Source organism: Tengunoibacter tsumagoiensis, assembly GCF_003967535.1.
Classification (GTDB): domain Bacteria; phylum Chloroflexota; class Ktedonobacteria; order Ktedonobacterales; family Ktedonobacteraceae; genus Tengunoibacter; species Tengunoibacter tsumagoiensis.
The window spans coordinates 2,418,163-2,436,892 of record NZ_BIFR01000001.1 but is presented as its reverse complement, the minus strand read 5'-3'; the positions used below and the strand labels follow the sequence as shown (position 1 = coordinate 2,436,892).

General features: G+C 50.2%; 14 protein-coding genes and 1 other RNA gene. 6 read left to right on the top strand and 9 right to left on the bottom strand.

The genetic code is table 11. The annotated features are described in order from the left end of the window. Window positions 1-243: 243 nt before the first annotated feature. From recA to tyrS, 7 genes are all read right to left on the bottom strand, one after another. Entirely contained in the window at window positions 244-1,305 is a 1,062-nt protein-coding gene (gene recA / locus EL628_RS09560) for a recombinase RecA (RefSeq protein ID WP_245994226.1), read from the bottom strand. A 501-nt stretch (window positions 1,306-1,806) separates the two neighbouring features. Next, entirely contained in the window at window positions 1,807-2,418 is a 612-nt protein-coding gene (gene recR, locus EL628_RS09555; protein ID WP_126579725.1) for a recombination mediator RecR, read from the bottom strand. Between the two features lie 3 nt (window positions 2,419-2,421). Next, window positions 2,422-2,724 carry a YbaB/EbfC family nucleoid-associated protein gene (locus EL628_RS09550; RefSeq protein WP_126579724.1) on the bottom strand — a complete coding sequence of 101 codons (303 nt, stop codon included), beginning with the start codon at window positions 2,722-2,724 and terminating at the stop codon, window positions 2,422-2,424. Window positions 2,725-2,734: 10 nt separating this feature from the next. After that, window positions 2,735-5,041 (bottom strand): DNA polymerase III subunit gamma/tau, encoded by a 2,307-nt coding sequence (gene dnaX, locus EL628_RS09545; RefSeq protein WP_126579723.1) that lies wholly within the window; start codon window positions 5,039-5,041, stop codon window positions 2,735-2,737. Window positions 5,042-5,158: 117 nt separating this feature from the next. Continuing rightward, window positions 5,159-5,258, bottom strand: an RNA gene (ffs, locus tag EL628_RS09540) — signal recognition particle sRNA small type. Between the two features lie 97 nt (window positions 5,259-5,355). After that, complete coding sequence (gene mtnP / locus EL628_RS09535; RefSeq protein ID WP_126579722.1) at window positions 5,356-6,231, bottom strand: S-methyl-5'-thioadenosine phosphorylase; 876 nt, start codon at window positions 6,229-6,231, stop codon at window positions 5,356-5,358. 89 nt (window positions 6,232-6,320) lie between these two features. After that, complete coding sequence (gene tyrS / locus EL628_RS09530) at window positions 6,321-7,472, bottom strand: tyrosine--tRNA ligase (RefSeq protein WP_126581912.1); 1,152 nt, start codon at window positions 7,470-7,472, stop codon at window positions 6,321-6,323. A 348-nt stretch (window positions 7,473-7,820) separates the two neighbouring features. Here tyrS and EL628_RS09525 point away from each other — a divergent pair, with 348 nt between their 5' ends. Both EL628_RS09525 and EL628_RS09520 read left to right on the top strand, forming a co-directional pair. Further along, complete coding sequence (locus EL628_RS09525; protein ID WP_126579721.1) at window positions 7,821-8,252, top strand: Hsp20/alpha crystallin family protein; 432 nt, start codon at window positions 7,821-7,823, stop codon at window positions 8,250-8,252. A 452-nt stretch (window positions 8,253-8,704) separates the two neighbouring features. Next, complete coding sequence (locus EL628_RS09520; RefSeq protein WP_218028892.1) at window positions 8,705-9,292, top strand: lytic transglycosylase domain-containing protein; 588 nt, start codon at window positions 8,705-8,707, stop codon at window positions 9,290-9,292. 86 nt (window positions 9,293-9,378) lie between these two features. Here the strand turns inward: EL628_RS09520 and EL628_RS09515 are convergent, their stop codons facing one another. After that, window positions 9,379-10,674: a dihydroorotase gene (locus tag EL628_RS09515; protein WP_126579720.1), complete on the bottom strand. Its 1,296-nt coding sequence runs from the start codon at window positions 10,672-10,674 to the stop codon at window positions 9,379-9,381. Window positions 10,675-10,970: 296 nt separating this feature from the next. On the opposite strand from EL628_RS09515, the gene EL628_RS09510 reads away from it, so the two are divergent. The 4 genes from EL628_RS09510 (at window position 10,971) to EL628_RS09495 (ending at window position 16,761) form a co-directional block, all read left to right on the top strand. After that, entirely contained in the window at window positions 10,971-12,020 is a 1,050-nt protein-coding gene (locus EL628_RS09510) for a quinone-dependent dihydroorotate dehydrogenase (protein WP_126581910.1), read from the top strand. A gap of 315 nt (window positions 12,021-12,335) precedes the next feature. Further along, window positions 12,336-13,952, top strand: a complete 1,617-nt coding sequence (locus EL628_RS09505) for a hypothetical protein (protein WP_126579719.1) — start codon at window positions 12,336-12,338, stop codon at window positions 13,950-13,952. A 213-nt stretch (window positions 13,953-14,165) separates the two neighbouring features. Beyond that, a complete protein-coding gene (locus EL628_RS09500) occupies window positions 14,166-14,573 on the top strand; it encodes an Hsp20/alpha crystallin family protein (protein WP_126579718.1) in 408 nt (135 codons plus the stop codon). 271 nt (window positions 14,574-14,844) lie between these two features. Continuing rightward, window positions 14,845-16,761: a bifunctional homocysteine S-methyltransferase/methylenetetrahydrofolate reductase gene (locus EL628_RS09495; RefSeq protein ID WP_126579717.1), complete on the top strand. Its 1,917-nt coding sequence runs from the start codon at window positions 14,845-14,847 to the stop codon at window positions 16,759-16,761. A gap of 111 nt (window positions 16,762-16,872) precedes the next feature. Here EL628_RS09495 and EL628_RS09490 read toward each other — a convergent pair whose 3' ends face one another. Then, window positions 16,873-18,480 carry a DUF255 domain-containing protein gene (locus EL628_RS09490; RefSeq protein ID WP_126579716.1) on the bottom strand — a complete coding sequence of 536 codons (1,608 nt, stop codon included), beginning with the start codon at window positions 18,478-18,480 and terminating at the stop codon, window positions 16,873-16,875. Between the last annotated feature and the right edge of the window lie 250 nt (window positions 18,481-18,730).

Genomic DNA, 18,730 nt, shown 5'->3' with positions numbered 1-18,730 from the left:
TTCCTAGTTTCCATTTTCCCATTAAGCCATGGCGAGGCTCACATTGTGGAATAGGAAGAGAGGAAAGAGACGCCCTACTTGACGTCATTTTATATCCAAATAGTGCAGAATATAATATGACAAGTAGGGCGTCTCCTTCCTCAATGGTGGAGTTCCGCTATGGTAGCCCCTCCATAGTATCCTTTCCAGATAAGCAATAGAGGAGTGAACATGGTGCATTCAGGAGAGCGAAAAGAGAGATGACTACTCTTCAGCCTCAGCTGCCAGTGCTTCTGCTGGCTCTTCTTCTTCCTCTTCCACGCTCTCAATCTCACCAGCTTTGAAGGCCAGCATATTTCCACGAATCTGATCTTCAATCGCTGTAGCCACATCAGTATTCTGGCGCAGGAACTCCTTCGCGTTCTCACGGCCCTGACCCAGGCGAATATCACCAACAGTGAACCATGCGCCGCTCTTCTTCACCAGGCCCATCTCCAGACCCAGATCGATCAAGCCGCCTTCGCGCGAAATACCTTCACTGTACATAATATCGAACTCTGCCGTCTTAAAGGGAGGAGCCACTTTATTCTTAATCACACGCACACGGGTACGGCTACCGACAGCATCCTGCCCCTGCTTAATCGTATCGGTACGGCGAATATCCAGACGAACCGAAGCATAGAACTTCAGAGCCTTACCGCCAGTGGTGGTCTCGGGACTTCCAAACATCACGCCAATCTTCTCGCGCAACTGATTGGTAAAGATAACCGTCGTATGTGAGCTATTGATAGCACCAGTCAATTTACGCAGGGCATGGCTCATCAAACGAGCCTGTAGACCAACATGGGAGTCACCCATATCGCCTTCAATCTCCGCGCGTGGCGTCAGGGCAGCTACAGAGTCAACCACAATGACATCAATCGCGTTACTGCGCACCAGAGAGTCAACAATCTCCAGAGCCTGCTCACCATTATCAGGCTGCGAGATCAGGAGGTTATTCACATCAACGCCCAGACGAGCAGCATACACAGGGTCCAATGCATGTTCAGCATCCACAAATGCCGCATACCCACCGGCCTTCTGGACATTGGCAATAATATGCAGACAGAGGGTTGTCTTACCAGAGGATTCAGGGCCATAGATCTCGGTGATACGGCCACGTGGAATACCACCCACCCCCAACGCCAGATCCAGAGCAATGGAACCAGTAGGGATGGCCTCGATCTGTACCTTCGCAGCATCCCCCAGCTTCATAATCGCACCCTTGCCAAAACGGCGCTCAATCTGTGACAAAGCGAGCTCAATGGCTTTATCGCGCTCACTCATACCCGCTGTGTTCACCGTCGTCGTATTGCGATCTACAGAAGCTTTTTCCTTTTTTACCATGAGTTTTCTCCTACAGGACGATGCGAAACAGAGGATCTCTGCATTCTCACCCCTGCATCTCTCCTTTTTTCAATCTTCACAGAAGAATCTTCTCAAAACACGTTTTTCGTTGAAAGGGGATACGGCATACGTAGGATCGCGTTTCTGTGCTGCCGCACTCTACCCTTGCGCTCTCGTATATGTCTCTATTCTTTCGCAAAGGTTCAGAGTCGGAAATAGGTTCTGCTCCCCCATCCATTTCCCGGAAGTAGAACAAGAGTACCATACTTAGAACAGAGTGTCAAGTTGTAGTGCTTACTGGCTTACCTAAATTCCCATTTCTTGAGTATTAACCCAAGAAATGCATTGAGCCGCTTTTCTCCGTTCTTCTTTAGTATATACTACGGGGGTGAAGATTACAAAGGTCGGCAGAGAAGAAAAAGGGATGCCCGGCAGGCATCCCTAGAGTTCGCGCCGACCTTCAAGAGCTCGGCTCAGCGTTCCTTCATCGGCGTATTCAAGGTCACTCCCTAAAGGAAGCCCACGAGCAAGAGATGTTACCTGAAGATGGGGGAGCCGAAGCTCTTCTTTGATCCCTCGCTTGATAATATCGGCGGTAAAGTCGCCTTCAAAGCCCGGGTTGGTGGCGAGAATCACTTCGCGTGTGCTGCCCTCTGCAAGGCGCTTCAAGAGCTCATCGATACGAATATCTTTACGCCCAACATTATTTAAGGGAGATAGAGCTCCATGCAAGACGTGATACAGTCCTTTATAGACGCCTGTCTTCTCTAATGCCAGCACATCAAGTGGCTCTTCCACTACACAGATGATCTCCTGATCGCGATTGCCGTTACGGCAGATCGAACAGGGATCGGTCTCAGTAATATTAAAACAGCGCGAGCAATAAATAATGCTCTCTTTGACACGCATAATCGCTTCCGATAGACGGCGAGCCTGATCAGTAGGACTGCGCAAGATATAAAAGGTGAGACGTTGAGCCGTCTTTACGCCGACTCCTGGCAGCTTTGAGAACTCTTCGACCAGAGCTGCCACGGGAGGTGCAACATCACTCATAGTTTAGAATAATCCAGGAATCTTCATTCCACCAGTGGCGCTAGTGACCAGCTTCTGCTGAGCTTCCGTTACTTTATCGAAAGCATCCTTTGAAGCGGCTTTCACCATCACCTCTAGCTCTTCAATATCATCCGCACTAAAGGCATCAGCATCAATTTTGACGGCGGTAATCTCATATTTTCCGCTCATGGTAATGCTCACTGCTCCACCACCAGCCGTCCCTGTGAAGAGGGTTGACTCCAGCTCTTCCTGCATCTTCAGCATTTTCTGTTGCATCTTCTGCAACTCTTTCATATTAAAGCCCATTTTTATCTCCTTACTTTGGTTGAATATCTTTTAACTCTGCTCGAAATATGCGTATGACCTCTTTGACAATGGGATCACTCTTGGCTTTCTTTTCGATCGTCTGTTGACGTGATCCTGAGGTCGATCCGGCAAGAGCAGTTGACCCATGACTACTATTCTCTCTCACATTCGCTGTTCTGGCAAGTGGTGAGGCAGGTGTCGCAACAGGGGTCGCTGTCTGCTCTTGCTTGATTGAAACCACTTCTTGCACCAGGGTAGCCTGCGGCTGAGCAGAAGATGTGGTCCGCACAGGCGATGGCGCGGCTGAGCTTATACTACTTGCTGGCCGCTCTGAAACCGATTGCTTTCGCACAGTCGCCATTTCAGTATACGCCGACGCCTGTCCAGACAATGAGTAGATACTATTGGACAGGTTTCCCTGTGGATCTCGCGGCAGTGGCGGAATAACCGCGCCCCCTCCCATCCCACCCGATGAGCCAGGTGGCAAGATTCGCACACGACATTCCTGGTTCAGCTCAACTTTTAAGGCCCAGTTGATAATCTCTTGATACTCATTCTTTTGCAGCGCATTATAGTGGAAATCTGCGATAGCTCGGATGACGACCACCGCCAGATCGCTCTTCCCCTGCACTTCAACAATTGTGTACCCATTTAAGAAGGCTGCAACCTTTGGGCCATCTTTTTTCGTCTTGACGCGGCGTTTGACATATTCCCACCGCTCTCTCACCTCGTCAAGGCTGAGGCCGGGACCAGTATCCAGAGGCTCTGTGACGGGCTCTTGCGGTGGCTCGTTTCCTGGTCTGATCTGTACAGGAGGTGGCTCGTTTCCTGGTCTGATCTGTACAGGAGGTGGCAAGGATTCCAGCACTGAGGGAGCAAAGATTGGCTCATCTTCATCTCGTAGTGGCTGGTCATCCCAGACACTGTCATCCACAAACTCATCCTCGATCAGAATGGGCTCAACGTCCTTCACGACAACTGGCTTACCTTCTTGTTTGATTGGCACTGGTGACGGTTCGCGAGTAGCCTCCGGGCGAGGCACTGGTGATGGTTCGCGAGCAACCTCCGGGCGAGGCGCTGGCGATGATTCAGGAGCAGCCTCCGGGCGAGGTTCAAGTTTTGGTTCGCGAGCCATTACTGGTGCGGGTTGGGGAGGCGGGACAGCTCTGCGCTCTTGCGTTGGAGCTGGCCTGACGCTCGTTGGCACACTTGTAGTGGCTGACCCTCGCCTATGAATCTCGATGCAGGAGAGCAGGGCCAGCTCCAGGCCCAATTGAGGCGTGCCTTGATTTTTCTGCACCAGTTCGTTCTGAGCAAACACACGCGCACATTCGGTCAGCTCTTCTAGCTGAAATTGCTGTGCGAGCTGGCTCATCTCGTTTATCTCATCCTGTGTGTTATCCAGAATCTCTGCAATATTGGCTCCCGCTTTCGACAACATCATAGCTCGCCAATACTCGGCAGTCTGTGTATTCACCTGGCGCAGATCTGCTCCCGCCTCAGCCAACTCATTGATGAGATGGAGCCCCCTGGCACTATTGAGCTCAGCCACGCTCGTAATAAATTTCTGAATCGCTCGTGGATCGGCGACACCTAGCATGGCCTGAACTTGCGTGAGGGCAATACTCTGGCCCGCATAGGCAATGGCCTGATCCAACAGGCTCAGGGCATCGCGCATGCCGCCTGACGCCGCCCGCGCAATCAATTCGGCTGCTCCTTGCTCAAGACTGACCTGCTCCTCACCTGCGACAAATTTCAGATGCTCGACAATCTGACGTGTGGTAATGCGCTTAAAATCAAAGCGCTGACAGCGTGAGAGCACAGTAGGGAGCATCTTATGCACATCGGTGGTTGCCATCACAAAGATAGCGTGAGGAGGGGGTTCTTCCAATGTTTTGAGCAGAGCATTGAAGGCCTCAACGGTCAGCATATGCGCTTCGTCGAGGATATAGATCTTATATTTACCAGTTGAAGGCGGCATCATTACTTTTTCGCGAAGGTCGCGAATACTATCGATACCACGATTCGAGGCAGCATCGATCTCAATCACGTTAAAAGAATTGCCAGCCGTAATTTCGCGACACTGCTCACAGATGTTGCAGGGCTCGCCATGTGTTGCATTGGGACAATTAATTGTTTTTGCTAGCAGGCGTGCTGTACTGGTCTTCCCCGTACCACGGGGGCCAGTGAAGAGGTAAGCGTGCGCGAGATTGCCGCTAGCCAGAGCATTCTTGAGTGTGCGAATGACAGGCTCCTGACCGACGAGATCGCCAAAGGTCTGCGAGCGCCATTTGCGGTAGAGAGATTGTGAGGCCATACTAAAACTCCCGCCTGGTATATCCTCATGACGGGCCACTAGCCCACCGCTGCCAGAAGAAAAATGAAGGTAAAAATTGACATAGAAAACCGATTTTCACCCGGTCCTGCCGGTTAGCGTAATCAGGCAACACTGTGGCACCCAGAGCGGCCTATTTACCGTTGCTTCCTCTCGGTCCTGGCGGGGTTCACAGACATCTGCCGCACAGGACCCAATTACGCCAACCGACAGGACCGGATGAAAATCGGTCCACCTCATTTGGAATGTTCTTTCCGCTTGAGATGGCCTTATTTTACACCTATCCGACCGGGTTGTCAAGAGATATACTTGCTAATTAAGAGCTGATACTTTTCTTTGACATCGGCTGAAATTTTGCTCGGGTCAGTCATGATGGCATTATGCAATGCGCTACCACAGTTACAGGTATGCTGATGCTCTGAGGCTGACAGTTTCTGGGCGACACTTCGGAGGATGCGCTGGGCATTGGCGACGTTGGCGCTCAGATTGGCTACAACCATCTCAACTGTCACGGCTTCAGCGGATTCATGCCAGCAATCATAGTCGGTTGCACAGGCGATGATGGAGTAGCAGAGCTCAGCCTCCCGTGCCAGCTTGGCTTCGGGGAGCGCGGTCATCCCAATGAGATCACAGCCCAGCTTTCGATAGATATTGGACTCCGCCTTCGTTGAGAAGAGTGGCCCCTCCATACAGACATAGGTGCCCCCTGCGTGGACCTTGACATCATCCACTTCCTGCGCCGTTTTCAGCAGCAGTTTGCTTAGATCGGGACAGAAGGGCTCAGCAAACGAACAGTGCGCAACGATTCCCTGCTCAAAAAAGCTGTTGACGCGGCTCTTTGTGCGATCGAAGAGCTGATCGGGAATGATCAGATCGCGAGGCGCAATCTCTTCGCGCAAGCTCCCAACCGCACTGACCGAGATGACCCACTCTACACCCAGGCTTTTCAAGGCCCAGATGTTCGCACGTACTGGCAGTTCGCTGGGACTGATACGGTGACCCCGTCCATGGCGCGGCAGAAAAGCCATCGCTACGCCGTCAACTTTTCCTATTGTAATCACATCGCTCGGGTCACCAAAGGGCGTTGAGACGGCGATCTCCTCAACGTCCGTCATCCCTTCCATATGATAGAGTCCCGTTCCCCCAATAACACCAATGGTTGCATATGGCATGAAGATGCCCTCCTTAGCAGAAAACAAGAGCAGAAAACAAGCACACAAAAAAGCGTTCCAGGTGCACCCAAACGTGCCAGAAGCCTTCTCTAGGCTTTAATGCGCAGATACTGGCGCTTTCCAACCTTAAGGATTGCTCCATTAATCACATCAACGGTAAACTCGCTATCGGTGATCTTCTCGGACTCCCCACTCTCGCCTTTTGCAAAGAGCGAGACACCACCCTGTTTGATCAATTCGCGAGCCTTGTTATTACTGGCAGCCAGACCAGCACTTACGATAACCTCAACGATATTTTTGGGTGCATCCAACTGGTAATCGGGAATATCGGTTGGCAGCTTACGCTCAGAGAATTGGCGCACAAAGGCTTCCTGAGCCTCCTGAGCATCGGCCAACGAATGGAACTCAGTAACGATCTCACGAGCCATACGCAGCTTGATATCGCGCGGATTAATGCTGCCCTCGCTTATCTTCCGATCAAATTCATCCAGCTCTTCATCCTCAACATCGGTCAGGGCTTCAAAGTAGGAGCGCATGGTCTGGTCCGGAAGAGACATCAGTTTCCCGAACATGTCATTAGCGGGCGCAGTCATGGCGATATAATTGTCAAGCGATTTGCCCATCTTCTTGACGCCATCCAGACCCACGATGAGATTAAGGGTCATGATCTGCTGCGGTGACTGACCAAAGATTGGCTGGAGCTCACGCCCCACCAGCAGGTTGAAGGTCTGATCGGTTCCACCTAGCTCAACATCCGAGCGTAGTGCCACTGAGTCATAGCCTTGCAGCAAGGGATACATAAATTCTGAGAGGTAGATCTCGGTCCCACTCTTGTAGCGATTCGAGAAATCTTCGCGCACCAGCATCTGAGCGACGGTCTTGTAACCCAGCAGCTTCAAGGTATCTGCAAGCGTAAACTTGTCAAACCACTCGGTCTGACGGCGAACCTCGGTCTTCTCACGATCAACGATCTTAAAGAATTGATCCAGATAGGTGGCTGCGTTCGAATTGACCTGCTCGGCTGTCAACGCCTTACGGGCTTCGACACGACCACTTGGATCTCCCAGACGAGCCGTCCAGTCACCAATCACTACGACCGTCTTATGGCCTAGCCGCTGAAACTGACGCAGCTTACGGAACACAACCGCATGCCCAATAGTCAGATCATAGTGAGTTGGGTCCACGCCCAGTTTCACTCGCAAGGGCTCGCCTTTATTTCCTTCTAATAGCAAGCGGCGCATGTCCGCTTCCTTCTCCACCAGCGAGACTCCCCGTTTTAACAGGTATTCGATATCTCTCGACGACGGTTGTGGATTCAGCGTCACGACTTCTTTCCTCCATAGCAAATAAAAAGTTTCTTAGCTGCATTCTAACAGAATAGCAAAAAGCCGTCGAGATCCGAAAGCTTGACAACAGCCCTATCAAACTTTCTAACATTCCTCTAATAGTTTGTTTACGTTGCTCTAACAGATCTCGGAGTATAGTATCCACAGAAAGAAAAAACATTCCACATATGGCAGCAATCTAAAAGGTTCTGCTTCACACGACAGAGTAGAGTAGTTAAACTAATACGATAAAGGAGAATAGCAATGGCAAATATGACTCGATACAATCCCTTCTCTGAAGTTGTCACTTTGCGCGATGCGATGGATCGTCTCTTTGAGGAAAGCGTCATTGCTCCTCGCGGTGCAGCCCGTGGCACGGGTGCGAACCTTTATGAGACCAATGAGGGCTTTACCCTGCAAATTCCTATGCCCGGCGTTAAAGCTGAGGATGTAGAGATCACGGTCCAGCAAGAGGTGGTGAGCCTCAAATGGGAGACCCGCTTCCAGACGCCCGAGGGGGCTCAGGTCCATTGGAATGGCTTCCAGGCAGGCAAATATCAGCAGTCCTTTACGCTCCCAGCCCCCATCAACTCTGAGAGTGTTGAGGCCAGCTACACCGATGGCATCCTGACCCTGAACCTGCCTAAAGCAGCTCATGCTCAGGCACGTACGATCAAAATCAATACCACTCGCTAATATTCAGCGACCAGATCCAACACAGAAGCCTCCCGCGTTCACTCTCGGAGGCTTCTTTTCATAATGAGAAATCGCTTTCAGTTACACAACGGCTTTCATAAACCAGAGATAGCTATAGAGCTGTCGAAAGCCAACGGCCACTCCCAATCCCATCATAGCCTGATTATCGCTGCTCGTTCTGAATGATCCCTTTCCCCCTTTACTCCTCATACGCTGAAACAGGTTTAAGCACAACCATGATCTTCGTGAGGTTAATGCAAGACTTTTGGTTGAGAATGTTAGGCCGTCGTGAGCCTGAGCTTCTATACTGTGGGTGTTGAAGAAAACAAAGACGCACGACACGGTCAACACCACCGGTTGGTGCACCGATGACGAAGGATCGCGACAAGCAACTTATCTGCTTATGAAACGATACATTGTTTTGTTCTCACACGAAAGGCAACTTACCACACATGATGACTCCAACTACGCTGCACTACAATCGTCCTGCTACTCAGAAGAAAGCTCCTCGATGGAGTGCAGTAGTTGCTGGTTCTGTCGCTGGTCTCGCGCTCACTGGTTTCATGGGCTTCCAGGCTTTCTTCGGTACCCATTCCCCAACAAGCGCTCCCCCAACGACACAGACGGTTCATCTGAATACTGTTTCAGTGGCAGCCAATAGCTCCTATGAGAGCGTGGCTCGCGCCGCTGCTGTTCGCCATGGCATTAGCCCAGATCTCTTTGTGCGTCAGATTCAGCAAGAGAGTGGCTTTAATCCGAATGCTCGCTCCTCGGTTGGCGCGATCGGTATTGCGCAGTTTATGCCCGGAACGGCTGCGGCCCTGGGTGTGAATCCTTATGATCCCAATTCGGCTCTCGATGGGGCCGCTCGCCATATGGCTGACCTCAGTCGCATGTATGGTGGTAACTATGCCAAAGCGCTGGCCGCCTATAATGCAGGCCCGGGCAATGTGAATGCTGCGGTCAACGCCGGTGGGGCCAACTGGCTCGCGTATACACCTGCTGAGACACAGCACTATGTTCACACAATCATGGGCTAAGCTTATAGCTAGCTACTAACAGACAACCTCTCGCCAGGAACGATCAGAGATGATGGTTCCTGGCTTTTTTTGTGCGCTCCTGGCTCTCAGCGATATCTCACTTGCCTGCCACTACCTGGTTGGACCAGGATCTTTCCATCATCATAGCTCAGTTCACCACGCACAAAGACCTGTTTGACCTTGCCCTTGATTCTGGTGCCCGCAAAAGGGGTCCAGCCACATTTCGAAAGAATGCTTTCATTGGTGATCTCGTACTCCTCCTGGGGATTGACCAGCACGATATCTGCATCTTTGCCAATCTCCAATGCGCCCTTGTTGGCAAGCGCAAAGATGCGAATGGGATTGACGACACAACGCTGCACGATGGCTTCTACTGTCAGTCGCCCTTCGCTCGCTGCATTGAGCAGCAGTGGTAGCATGGTCTGTACTCCGGTCATGCCCGAGGGGGCCTTCTCATATGGCTGGTCTTTCTCTTCACGCGTGTGAGGAGCATGATCGGTCCCAATGGTGTCTATGATATCGAAGTGGCGCCAGAGAGCCTCACGATCTCTGCTACTGCGCAATGGAGGATTGACTTTGCCATAGTTCCCCAGGCGCTGCTGAGCCTCCTCGGTCAGGAATAGATGAAGCGGTGTAACCTCGCAGGTTACGCGCACGCCTTTCTGCCTGGCCTCGTAAATCAACTCAAGTTCACGCTCCGTGGTAGTGTGGGCTATATGCAAGACACGTCCTGTCTTTTCAGCAATGGCCAGGGCCCGGCTCAATGCAATCTGTGCACTCAATGGCGGTCGCGCCTGATTGTGTATCTTGCTTCCCTGAGCTCCAAAATATTTGAGCGATTGCTCGTCTTCAGCATGCACGACCAGGGCCTTCTGGTGCGGAAAGGTGGAGAAATGTTGATAGATGGGTGGAAACTCTGTCACAAGTAAAGAGCCAGTAGAGGAGCCCATGTAGAGCTTCATGGCAGCAACACGGTCTGCCAGATCCGCTGCCTCTTCAATATTGGTATCAGTGGCACCAAAGTACAGGCCGTAATCAACGACGGCTTTGGGGGCAATCTGCGCCAGTTTCTCCTCAAGATGTTCACGACTATCGGTTGGTGGATTGGTATTGGGCATATCAAGAACGGTCGTCACTCCTCCAGCCAGTGCGGCCTGCGTCCCGCTGAGAAAATCTTCTTTATGTGTCCCACCCGGATCACGAAAGTGCACATGACTATCAATCATTCCAGGCAAGACCAGGAGGCCAGTAGCATCGAGAACAGGCTCATCGGCCACTGGCACAAGCTGCTCCCCTATCTCTATTATCTGTTCAGCTTGCGTGCGAATGTCTCGATAGACCGATCCACTTGCCAGCACAACCAGACCATTCCGAATCAACATAAAGAGTAGACTCCTTTTAAGTTTCTATTTCAAGTAGAAAATATGTGCTTCCACCACAGATTGTTTCTTTTCTCATTGCCGGCGAGACTCTCCATCATTATACGCATAGAATCGCTTGTAGAGAAGGCTGCTTTATTGACACGACTCCATGCGAGGTGTACATTTGAAGGGAAACCTTGCTCCTTTTTAGAGAATCGTCTGTGCTGAAAAGCGAAGAGAGAGAGGCTATCACCCATCTGGCTCTCGCCATACTTCGAGTGCACAAACAAGGTTAGCAAAAGAAAGACATTGTGCCAATGTTATTTAAGACCCTCGTTCGTCCGGTAGTTTTTCGTCTCTCTGCCAATGATCCTGAGATTGCTCATCATCTGATTATGCAGCAGCTCGCAGTAGCGTCCCATCTTCCCCTCCTGCTGAAAATTATTGAGGCGGCCAATGGGTATGCCTCTCCCAGGTTGGAGCGTAACCTCTTTGGGCTCCATTTCCCCAATCCTATCGGCCTCGCCGGAGGATTTGATAAGAATGGGCATGGACTGCCAGCTCTGGCCGCGCTTGGCTTCGGCTTTATTGAAGCTGGTACGGTGACACGCTATGCCCAACCCGGCAATCCTCGCCCACGCATCTTTCGCTTCTCTGAAAATGAGGCCCTTATCAATCGCATGGGCTTTCCCAACACTGGAGCCGCTGCCATTGCGGAGCATCTGGCCAGACAGCCAAAACCAGCTATCCCGATTGGCTGGAGTCTTGGCAAATCAAAGGTAACGCCTCAAGAGGAGGCAGTAGCAGACTATCTCTACTCTCTCCATAAGCTCGACCCATTCGCTGATTTCTTTACGGTCAATGTCAGCTCTCCCAATACGCCTGGATTACGCCAGTTACAGGAGAAAGAGCCACTTGATCAATTGCTGCATGCGATTGTAGACGAGACGGCTCTCCTGGCCCAACAGACGGGTCGCACCACCCCGAAAGCGGTCCTGGTCAAGATCGCACCCGATCTGACAGAGGAGCAGATCGACGATGTGATTGATGTCTGCCTCCAGCGCAATGTACAGGGGATTATTGCTACAAACACCACGCTCTCGCGCACAGGTCTGACGCGCCAGAGTGCGGAGACTGGTGGATTAAGTGGTCGTCCACTTCATACCCGCGCCGTTGAAGTAGTGAGCTATCTTTACAAACGTCTTGAGCAGAAACTTCCAATCATTGGTGTTGGCGGCATCTTCGAGCCCGATGACGCCAAACGCATGCTTGATGCCGGTGCCAGCCTGATCCAGATCTACACCAGCTTTATTTATGAAGGTCCTGGCATCATTAAGACGTTAAATAAGAGCCTCGATCACGACTAGATCTCCCATCATTCAGCAGCACGCGCAAACTCATCTAAAATCTCTTTGCCTCTGGAGTGCTGCTGAAGCCATTCAACTCTTGTTTCATACTATCCCTCTTATGATCATGCATGACTTCACTTCATACGCCCGACGACTTTTTGTCTATAAAATAGTCATAGCACTACAAATAGCGTACAATTAGAGTGATGATTTTGCATATAAGTAGTTATAAAAGAGGAATAGCCTGTGAATAAGAGATCTTTTTCGCTTCCCTATTGGCTAACTATACGACAAATATACATACTTGTTGGTACTAGCATACTTATAGTGATCATGATAGCTAGCTCAGGTCTGATGATTGTGACGTTTCAAGCTCATTTGCAGAAAAAATCTAACTTCAACGTTGGTCCAGCTAATCATACGATGGCTACGACACCGCCAATCTCTTCGCTACTCTTTGGAGCCAATCTGACACTCTTCAACGATAAAGATCAGTTTCTTTCGTCTGAGAAGACACGCACACTTTTACAGCAGGAACATATACAGTTATTACGCATCCCAATACGCTCCAAAAATACTGAAGAGCTGGCTCTTAAAGCCGCTCAGAGAGTAAAAGATCTCGGGGCAACGCCCTTAATTGTGCTACAAGGGGCCACTAATCCTCAGGCTTTGCAAGATGATACTCAGGTTGTTAAGGATCTTCTTTCTATCTTTGGAGATCAACAATTATATTTTGAATATGGCGATGCCGATAATCTGGCAGGGGTTTCAGCCACGAATTATGCGCTCTCCTGGAATACGGTTATTCCACAATTGCAGCAGCTTGCTCCAAAGGCCCAGTTTATTGGACCCGATACTGATACCTATGATCCCACCTATCTCACGACATTCCTGCATGTGGCAAACCCACTCCCCTCTGCTGTTAGCTGGCATGAGTATGCATGCACTGATAATGCTTCTACTCAAACGTGTCTTACGCATCTAGCCGATTGGCCCAATCATTTTCAGCAGGCCAGGGTTACGATGAATACACTCATCACACAGATGCTTCCCATCATGATTACCGAGTGGAATTATGCTCCCAATGCGGTCCCCCAGGATGGAAAAGAGAATAACCCGTCTTTTATGAAGAATTTCACGTTACAGGCACTACAAACATTGGCGGATAATGGTATCGCCGCTGCCATGCAGTATGCTGCAACTGATACCGCAGCTTCTCTTGTTGATTCTTCCGAAAACAGTACGACCCAGGGCACTATCATTAAAGGCTTCTATGAACACTGGCAACAAAGCCAGACAAAACAGCCAGTTGCGCTCATTCCCCCTACTGCAACGGCAACTGCCACTCAATCTATAACACCAGCTACCACACCTACACCATCAGCAGGCAGTAGTTCAGGATCAATTCCTCCTCCATCCAATCCAAAACCGGTTCCTCCCTCCACTCAGCCACCATCGCCTCCCACTCAGCCACCGGCTCCCCCAACTCAGCCACCTGTTCCCAGTCTACGCTTCTCATTTGAGGATGGTCAGAGCGATGGCTGGAATAATTTAGCAGGCCAGATTACCTCTGGTGGAAGCTCGCTGGATCAGGCAAAAGATGGGAAACGATCGCTAAAGATGCATTTAAATAATGTTCAACGTGGTCAGTATCCCTATGTTGGCGAGAGTGTCGTAGGAAATCTACCACACACAGGGCAGACGATCTCTCTCTATGTCTATGTTCCGGCAGGAAGCCATGCAACCTCCGCCAAAATTTTTATACAGGACAGTAGTTATACCTGGTTTGCCCCAGGTTTCTCAAACCTGACCCTTGGTCAATGGACACAGCTCTCCTTTACCGTTCCTTCAACTCTTCATGGCGATGTCAACAACCTGGGAGTACAGTTCGACTGCGATGACAATCAACCAGTCAATCAAGTTGCCTATATCGATGCCGTCAGTTGGTAATCAGAAACAATGACACTATAGCTATCATTGTTTCTAACATAATTCTTACACTTCACTTACGTTCCTCTAATGAAAACTGGAGTATAGTATCACCAGATAGAAAAAACAACTGACCTGAAGCACTCAACCCGCCAGGAAGGCTTGAGCTTCTGATCACATAGGAACGTCAGAACATGGTCTAAGCACAGTCATGTTTTAAGGAGAAAAAAAGCTATGGTCACTCTTACTCGCTACAACCCTCAAGTTATCTCTCTGCGCAATGCAATGGCTGAAAATATCATTGCTCCCCGTGGCCGTGGTCTGGGTGTCAACCTCTATGAGACCGCAGAAGGTTTTACGCTTCAATTACCACTGCCTGGCGTTAAAGCTGAAAATGTTGAGATTACGGTCCAGCAAGAGGTGGTGAGCCTCAAATGGGAGACGCAGGTCCAGGCTCCTGAGAAGGCATACACCCATTGGAATGGCTTCCAGTCGGGCAAATATCAGAGATCGTTTACGCTGCCAACGCCGATCAACTCCGAGCGCGTCGAGGCCAGCATCACCGATGGTATCCTGACTGTACATCTGCCCAAAGCGGAGCATGCGAAGGCTCGTACAATCAAAATTACGACCACACACTAACGTTCAACTATAGCTTTCTTACTATAGAAATACCACATGGTGTGACACGATCATTGTCGTCGCCATTGTAGCATACATGCGGAATGAGCCACGCAACTGGCTCGCTACACAGAAAGCAGGAGCTCGCTATGATTTGTCGATAAAATCATAGCGAGCTCCTGCTTTCTGTGTAGCACGATGAGGATAGCTCCATGTATTCCCCAGTCTGCAAAAAGAAGGTACAATAGAATAGAGAATTTTGACATTTTGTGGATGGGAGAAGCGTTTTTCTATGAAGCATCTGGTACTTGAACGACTCCAACAAGGTCCTCTCCTCTGCGATGGAGCAATGGGGACACTCCTCTATGCCCGTGGCATCCCTTACGAACACTGCTTTGATGAGTTCAATCTCTCACAACCTGACGTAATTCAAGGCATCCATAATGAATATATCAGCGCTGGTGCTCAAATCATTGAGACTAATACCTTTGGAGCCAACCGCACGAAATTAGAGGCTTACCATCTTGCTTCCAAAGTCTATGAGATTAATTATAAGGCCGCACGTCTGGCACTGGAGGCTCGAGAGGTCTCAGGCCAACCGGTCTTTGTCGCTGGAGCAGTAGGGCCCAGCGGATTGCTCTTACGCGCTCCTGATCAGCCGCGTTTAAGCGATCTTCGTGCAATCTTTCGTGAGCAGATCGAGGCTCTTCAGACGGGTGGGGTTGAGCTCTTAATCCTGGAAACCTTCTCCAGTCTCCCCGAACTACGTCAGGCCATTCTTGCCGCGAAAGACGTTGGTGGCCTTCCGATCATAGCACAGATGAGCTTCGATGAGGATGGATATACTCTCTCTGGTCAATCAGCCGCACGAGTAGCTACTATTCTAGCCGATCTGGGCGTGGATGTAATGGGGGCTAATTGTAACGTTGGGCCAGCCGCCACACTGGATGCTCTTACAGAGATGATCACCTCTGTCCAGCAGAACCCTGAAATCACGCGTCCCATCCTTTTCTCAGCTCAACCTAACGCTGGTCTGCCCAGACGCATCGATAACCGTTTCTTCTATGTCTCTACTCCAGACTACTTTGCAGACTATGCAACACGTTTTGCTCAGGCTGGAGTACGTTTAATCGGTGGCTGTTGCGGTACAACACCACGCCATATTGCGGCCATGCGCCAGGCATTGGACAAATCTTATGGGCATGATCCACAATTTGCGCTTGAGCTGTCAACAACGCCTCCCAGCGTTCAAACAAATGGGCATCAACCCATTGAAGAAGAGATTATTTTTCCTCATGAAGGGACCAGAACAAGACTGCAAACACAATTAGATGCTGGTGAGTTCATTGTAAGTATCGAGCTTGATCCCCCCAAAGGTCTGAATCCTACGAAGCTTATCGCGGGTGCGGCCCTTTTAAAAGAGGCTGGCGCAGATTGCATCAATATCGCCGATAGCCCTATGGCGAGCGTCCGCATGAGTTGTCTGGCGCTGGCCCGCTTGCTTCATGATCATCTCGATCTAGAGACGATTATCCATTTTACAACGCGTGATCGCAATCTGATGGCCTTACAGGCCGAGCTGTTGGGTGCGCATGCGCTGGGGATTCGCAATATCCTGGCACTCACAGGTGATCCACTCAGAGTTGGGGCTTACCCCAATACAACTGGGGTCTGGGATGTTGATTCCATTGGACTTATTCAGATTCTTCGTGGCATGAATGAGGGGCATGCTTCTTCTGGTTCATCCCTTGGAGCAGGAGCCTCCTTCCATATTGGCTGCGCCCTTAATCTCAATATGACCGATGAAGAGACTGATCTGGAAATTGAGAAGTACCAGCGGAAAATTGCTGCTGGTGCCAATTTTATCATGACACAACCAATCTATGAGTTAGCCCCCCTTGAGCGCTTTCTCAGTCGCGCAGGAAACCCCCCAATCCCATTATTGCTGGGCAATGTCCTTCTGTACAGTTCACGCCACGCGGAATATCTCCATAACGAAGTTCCAGGTATTTCAATTCCTGAGGATATTCGCACACGCATGAAAGAAGCTGGTGAAGACGGCTATGAAGAAGGTATTAAGATCGCTCATGAGTTGCTCACTGAAGCTCGTGATAAGATACAGGGCGTCTATCTTATGCCATCCTATCGTCGCTATGACATTGTCTGTGAACTCATCAGAGCGCTCAAGGCTCCTGGCACTGTAAAATAAGGATTGGAGCGCAAAAACAGAACCACTCAGAGCACTCCCATACGAGCAAACAGACGCAAATTTTATCTATGGACGTTAGCTCGTATAGGAGGGTCCCCGTTGCTCCAATCTCTACAGCCACTGTTTCTCCAATGCTTGCGCAACCACACAGGCATAAAGAGCGCCTTGAATACCAGTACGATGATACTGTTCTAAGCAGCCAGCCAGGACATGAAGTCCGGTCACACGCATTGAGGGACGACGACTATAGACAGCCATACGTAAAAGGCATTCAGCCGCCAGAGCATTCTCACCCAGTGGCTGCTCTCGCTGAGCCATCCGACCGATCGCATCAGCCTGTACAGGAGAATCGTAGAACAGACTATTGGTAGAATCAAAGAGCTCCCGACAGACAAAATGCATAAGCGCAATTGCCGTCTCTAGATACTGCTTCTGGTTCGATACCTCATAGGCATCCAGCAGTGCTCGCGTAAGCCAGACTTGATCTGCCAATTGTCCAGGCAAGCCCCCCTGCCCCTCTAATTCGTAGTGGTAGACGCTCCCTCCAGGATGGATAAGATGAGAACAGAGATAATCCAGTGCCTGCAAAGCAATCGTACGTAGCGAGCTATAGCCTAAGACATGCGAAGCCAGGAGGTAAGCAGAGATCATCTGTGCGTTCCAACTCGTATAGACGGTCGTATCCACCAATGGGCGCTGCCGTGTCGCTCGTGAATAGGGGCCTGGCCCATAGTATGCCTCATCAGCACTCTGGCTCCCACTAAACACGCCCTTCTCAGCTTGCCAGAAGAGCGTATTCAACGATAGGACAAGCTGTCGCGTCAGATCGAACCATTCTCCTTCTTTCGTCTGCTGCGCCAGACCAGCCACAACCCGCAACAGGGCGGCATTCTCCTCCAACATCTTCTCTGTATGAGGCATACTCCAATCACTGGCCGCCGAATAGCGAAAAAAGGCTCCTTCTTCGTTATCCCACAAGCCACCATCGCGCATTTGCGCCAGGGAATAGCGCACCATATCCAGAGCCTCAGGCTGATTCTGTCGTGAAAGAATCAAGAGGAGCTCAAGCGCGTCAGGATGAGAAAATTTAAGATTAGAATGAATACGAAAACCGCCATTCTCTGCATCATAGAGATCGTAAAGAACCTTCGCTGCCTCGCTGGGCACCGTCTCTAATAGTTGTCGAGCCTGTGGCTGAAAAAAGATTGGGCAGGCAATACCAAACTCTGCTGGTGCATTGCGCTGCACTTGTAACATCTGAACCTGCTCGGCTAATTCTTGTTGATGATCACTATAGTAACGGCGAATATAACTGAAATAATACAGCAATCTGGTCGTTGGGACAGAGACTCCACCCCAGAGTACCTCACCATCAGGAGAGAGCAAGGCCACACTGGGCCACCCGTTCTGGTTATAGCGCTGGTTAATATCAGGCCGCAAATCACTATCAACACGAATAGGAATATAATGTTCATTGACCATAGAGATAACGCCCGGATGAGAAAGGGTCGTTTCATCAAAATTGTGGCACCATTGACACCACAGCGATGTAATCACGAGGAAGACCGGTTTCCTGGTCTGCATAGCTTCAGCAAATGCAGCCTGCCCCCAGCCACGCCACTGGATGCGATCAGCCTGGTGTGGTTGGGGCGAGAAACGAAAGACCTCGGGCATCGGGGCAGAGGTTAAAGCATGCCTGACAATACTACTGCCACCCATCGGAGAGCCTCCTTCGCGTCAAACTTTTTCTATTGTGGGGAAGATTGTTACAATGTAGTAAACGCTATTCTGCAATTATACATACCGCTGCATACAAAAGTATACCATAAAAATCATTCTTTGTAGTTATTTATCTTTTAAAAAATGAGTAAGTTCTCACAAAATCTCTCGATCAAGTCAAATTTCTTGAAAAATTTTATGATCTCTTGTACTAGATATCCTTGTAGGGCCAGAGAAGCCCATTCTGGAA

Bases quoted from the DNA above. Each gene is read 5' to 3' on its own strand.
- recA (WP_245994226.1), bottom strand. From the start codon at position 1,305: ATGAGTGAGCGCGATAAAGCCATTGAGCTCGCTTTGTCACAGATTGAG.
- recR (WP_126579725.1), bottom strand. From the start codon at position 2,418: ATGAGTGATGTTGCACCTCCCGTGGCAGCTCTGGTCGAAGAGTTCTCA.
- EL628_RS09550 (WP_126579724.1), bottom strand. From the start codon at position 2,724: ATGGGCTTTAATATGAAAGAGTTGCAGAAGATGCAACAGAAAATGCTG.
- dnaX (WP_126579723.1), bottom strand. From the start codon at position 5,041: ATGGCCTCACAATCTCTCTACCGCAAATGGCGCTCGCAGACCTTTGGC.
- mtnP (WP_126579722.1), bottom strand. From the start codon at position 6,231: ATGCCATATGCAACCATTGGTGTTATTGGGGGAACGGGACTCTATCAT.
- tyrS (WP_126581912.1), bottom strand. From the start codon at position 7,472: ATGCGCCGCTTGCTATTAGAAGGAAATAAAGGCGAGCCCTTGCGAGTG.
- EL628_RS09525 (WP_126579721.1), top strand. From the start codon at position 7,821: ATGGCAAATATGACTCGATACAATCCCTTCTCTGAAGTTGTCACTTTG.
- EL628_RS09520 (WP_218028892.1), top strand. From the start codon at position 8,705: ATGATGACTCCAACTACGCTGCACTACAATCGTCCTGCTACTCAGAAG.
- EL628_RS09515 (WP_126579720.1), bottom strand. From the start codon at position 10,674: ATGTTGATTCGGAATGGTCTGGTTGTGCTGGCAAGTGGATCGGTCTAT.
- EL628_RS09510 (WP_126581910.1), top strand. From the start codon at position 10,971: ATGTTATTTAAGACCCTCGTTCGTCCGGTAGTTTTTCGTCTCTCTGCC.
- EL628_RS09505 (WP_126579719.1), top strand. From the start codon at position 12,336: ATGATAGCTAGCTCAGGTCTGATGATTGTGACGTTTCAAGCTCATTTG.
- EL628_RS09500 (WP_126579718.1), top strand. From the start codon at position 14,166: ATGGTCACTCTTACTCGCTACAACCCTCAAGTTATCTCTCTGCGCAAT.
- EL628_RS09495 (WP_126579717.1), top strand. From the start codon at position 14,845: ATGAAGCATCTGGTACTTGAACGACTCCAACAAGGTCCTCTCCTCTGC.
- EL628_RS09490 (WP_126579716.1), bottom strand. From the start codon at position 18,480: ATGGGTGGCAGTAGTATTGTCAGGCATGCTTTAACCTCTGCCCCGATG.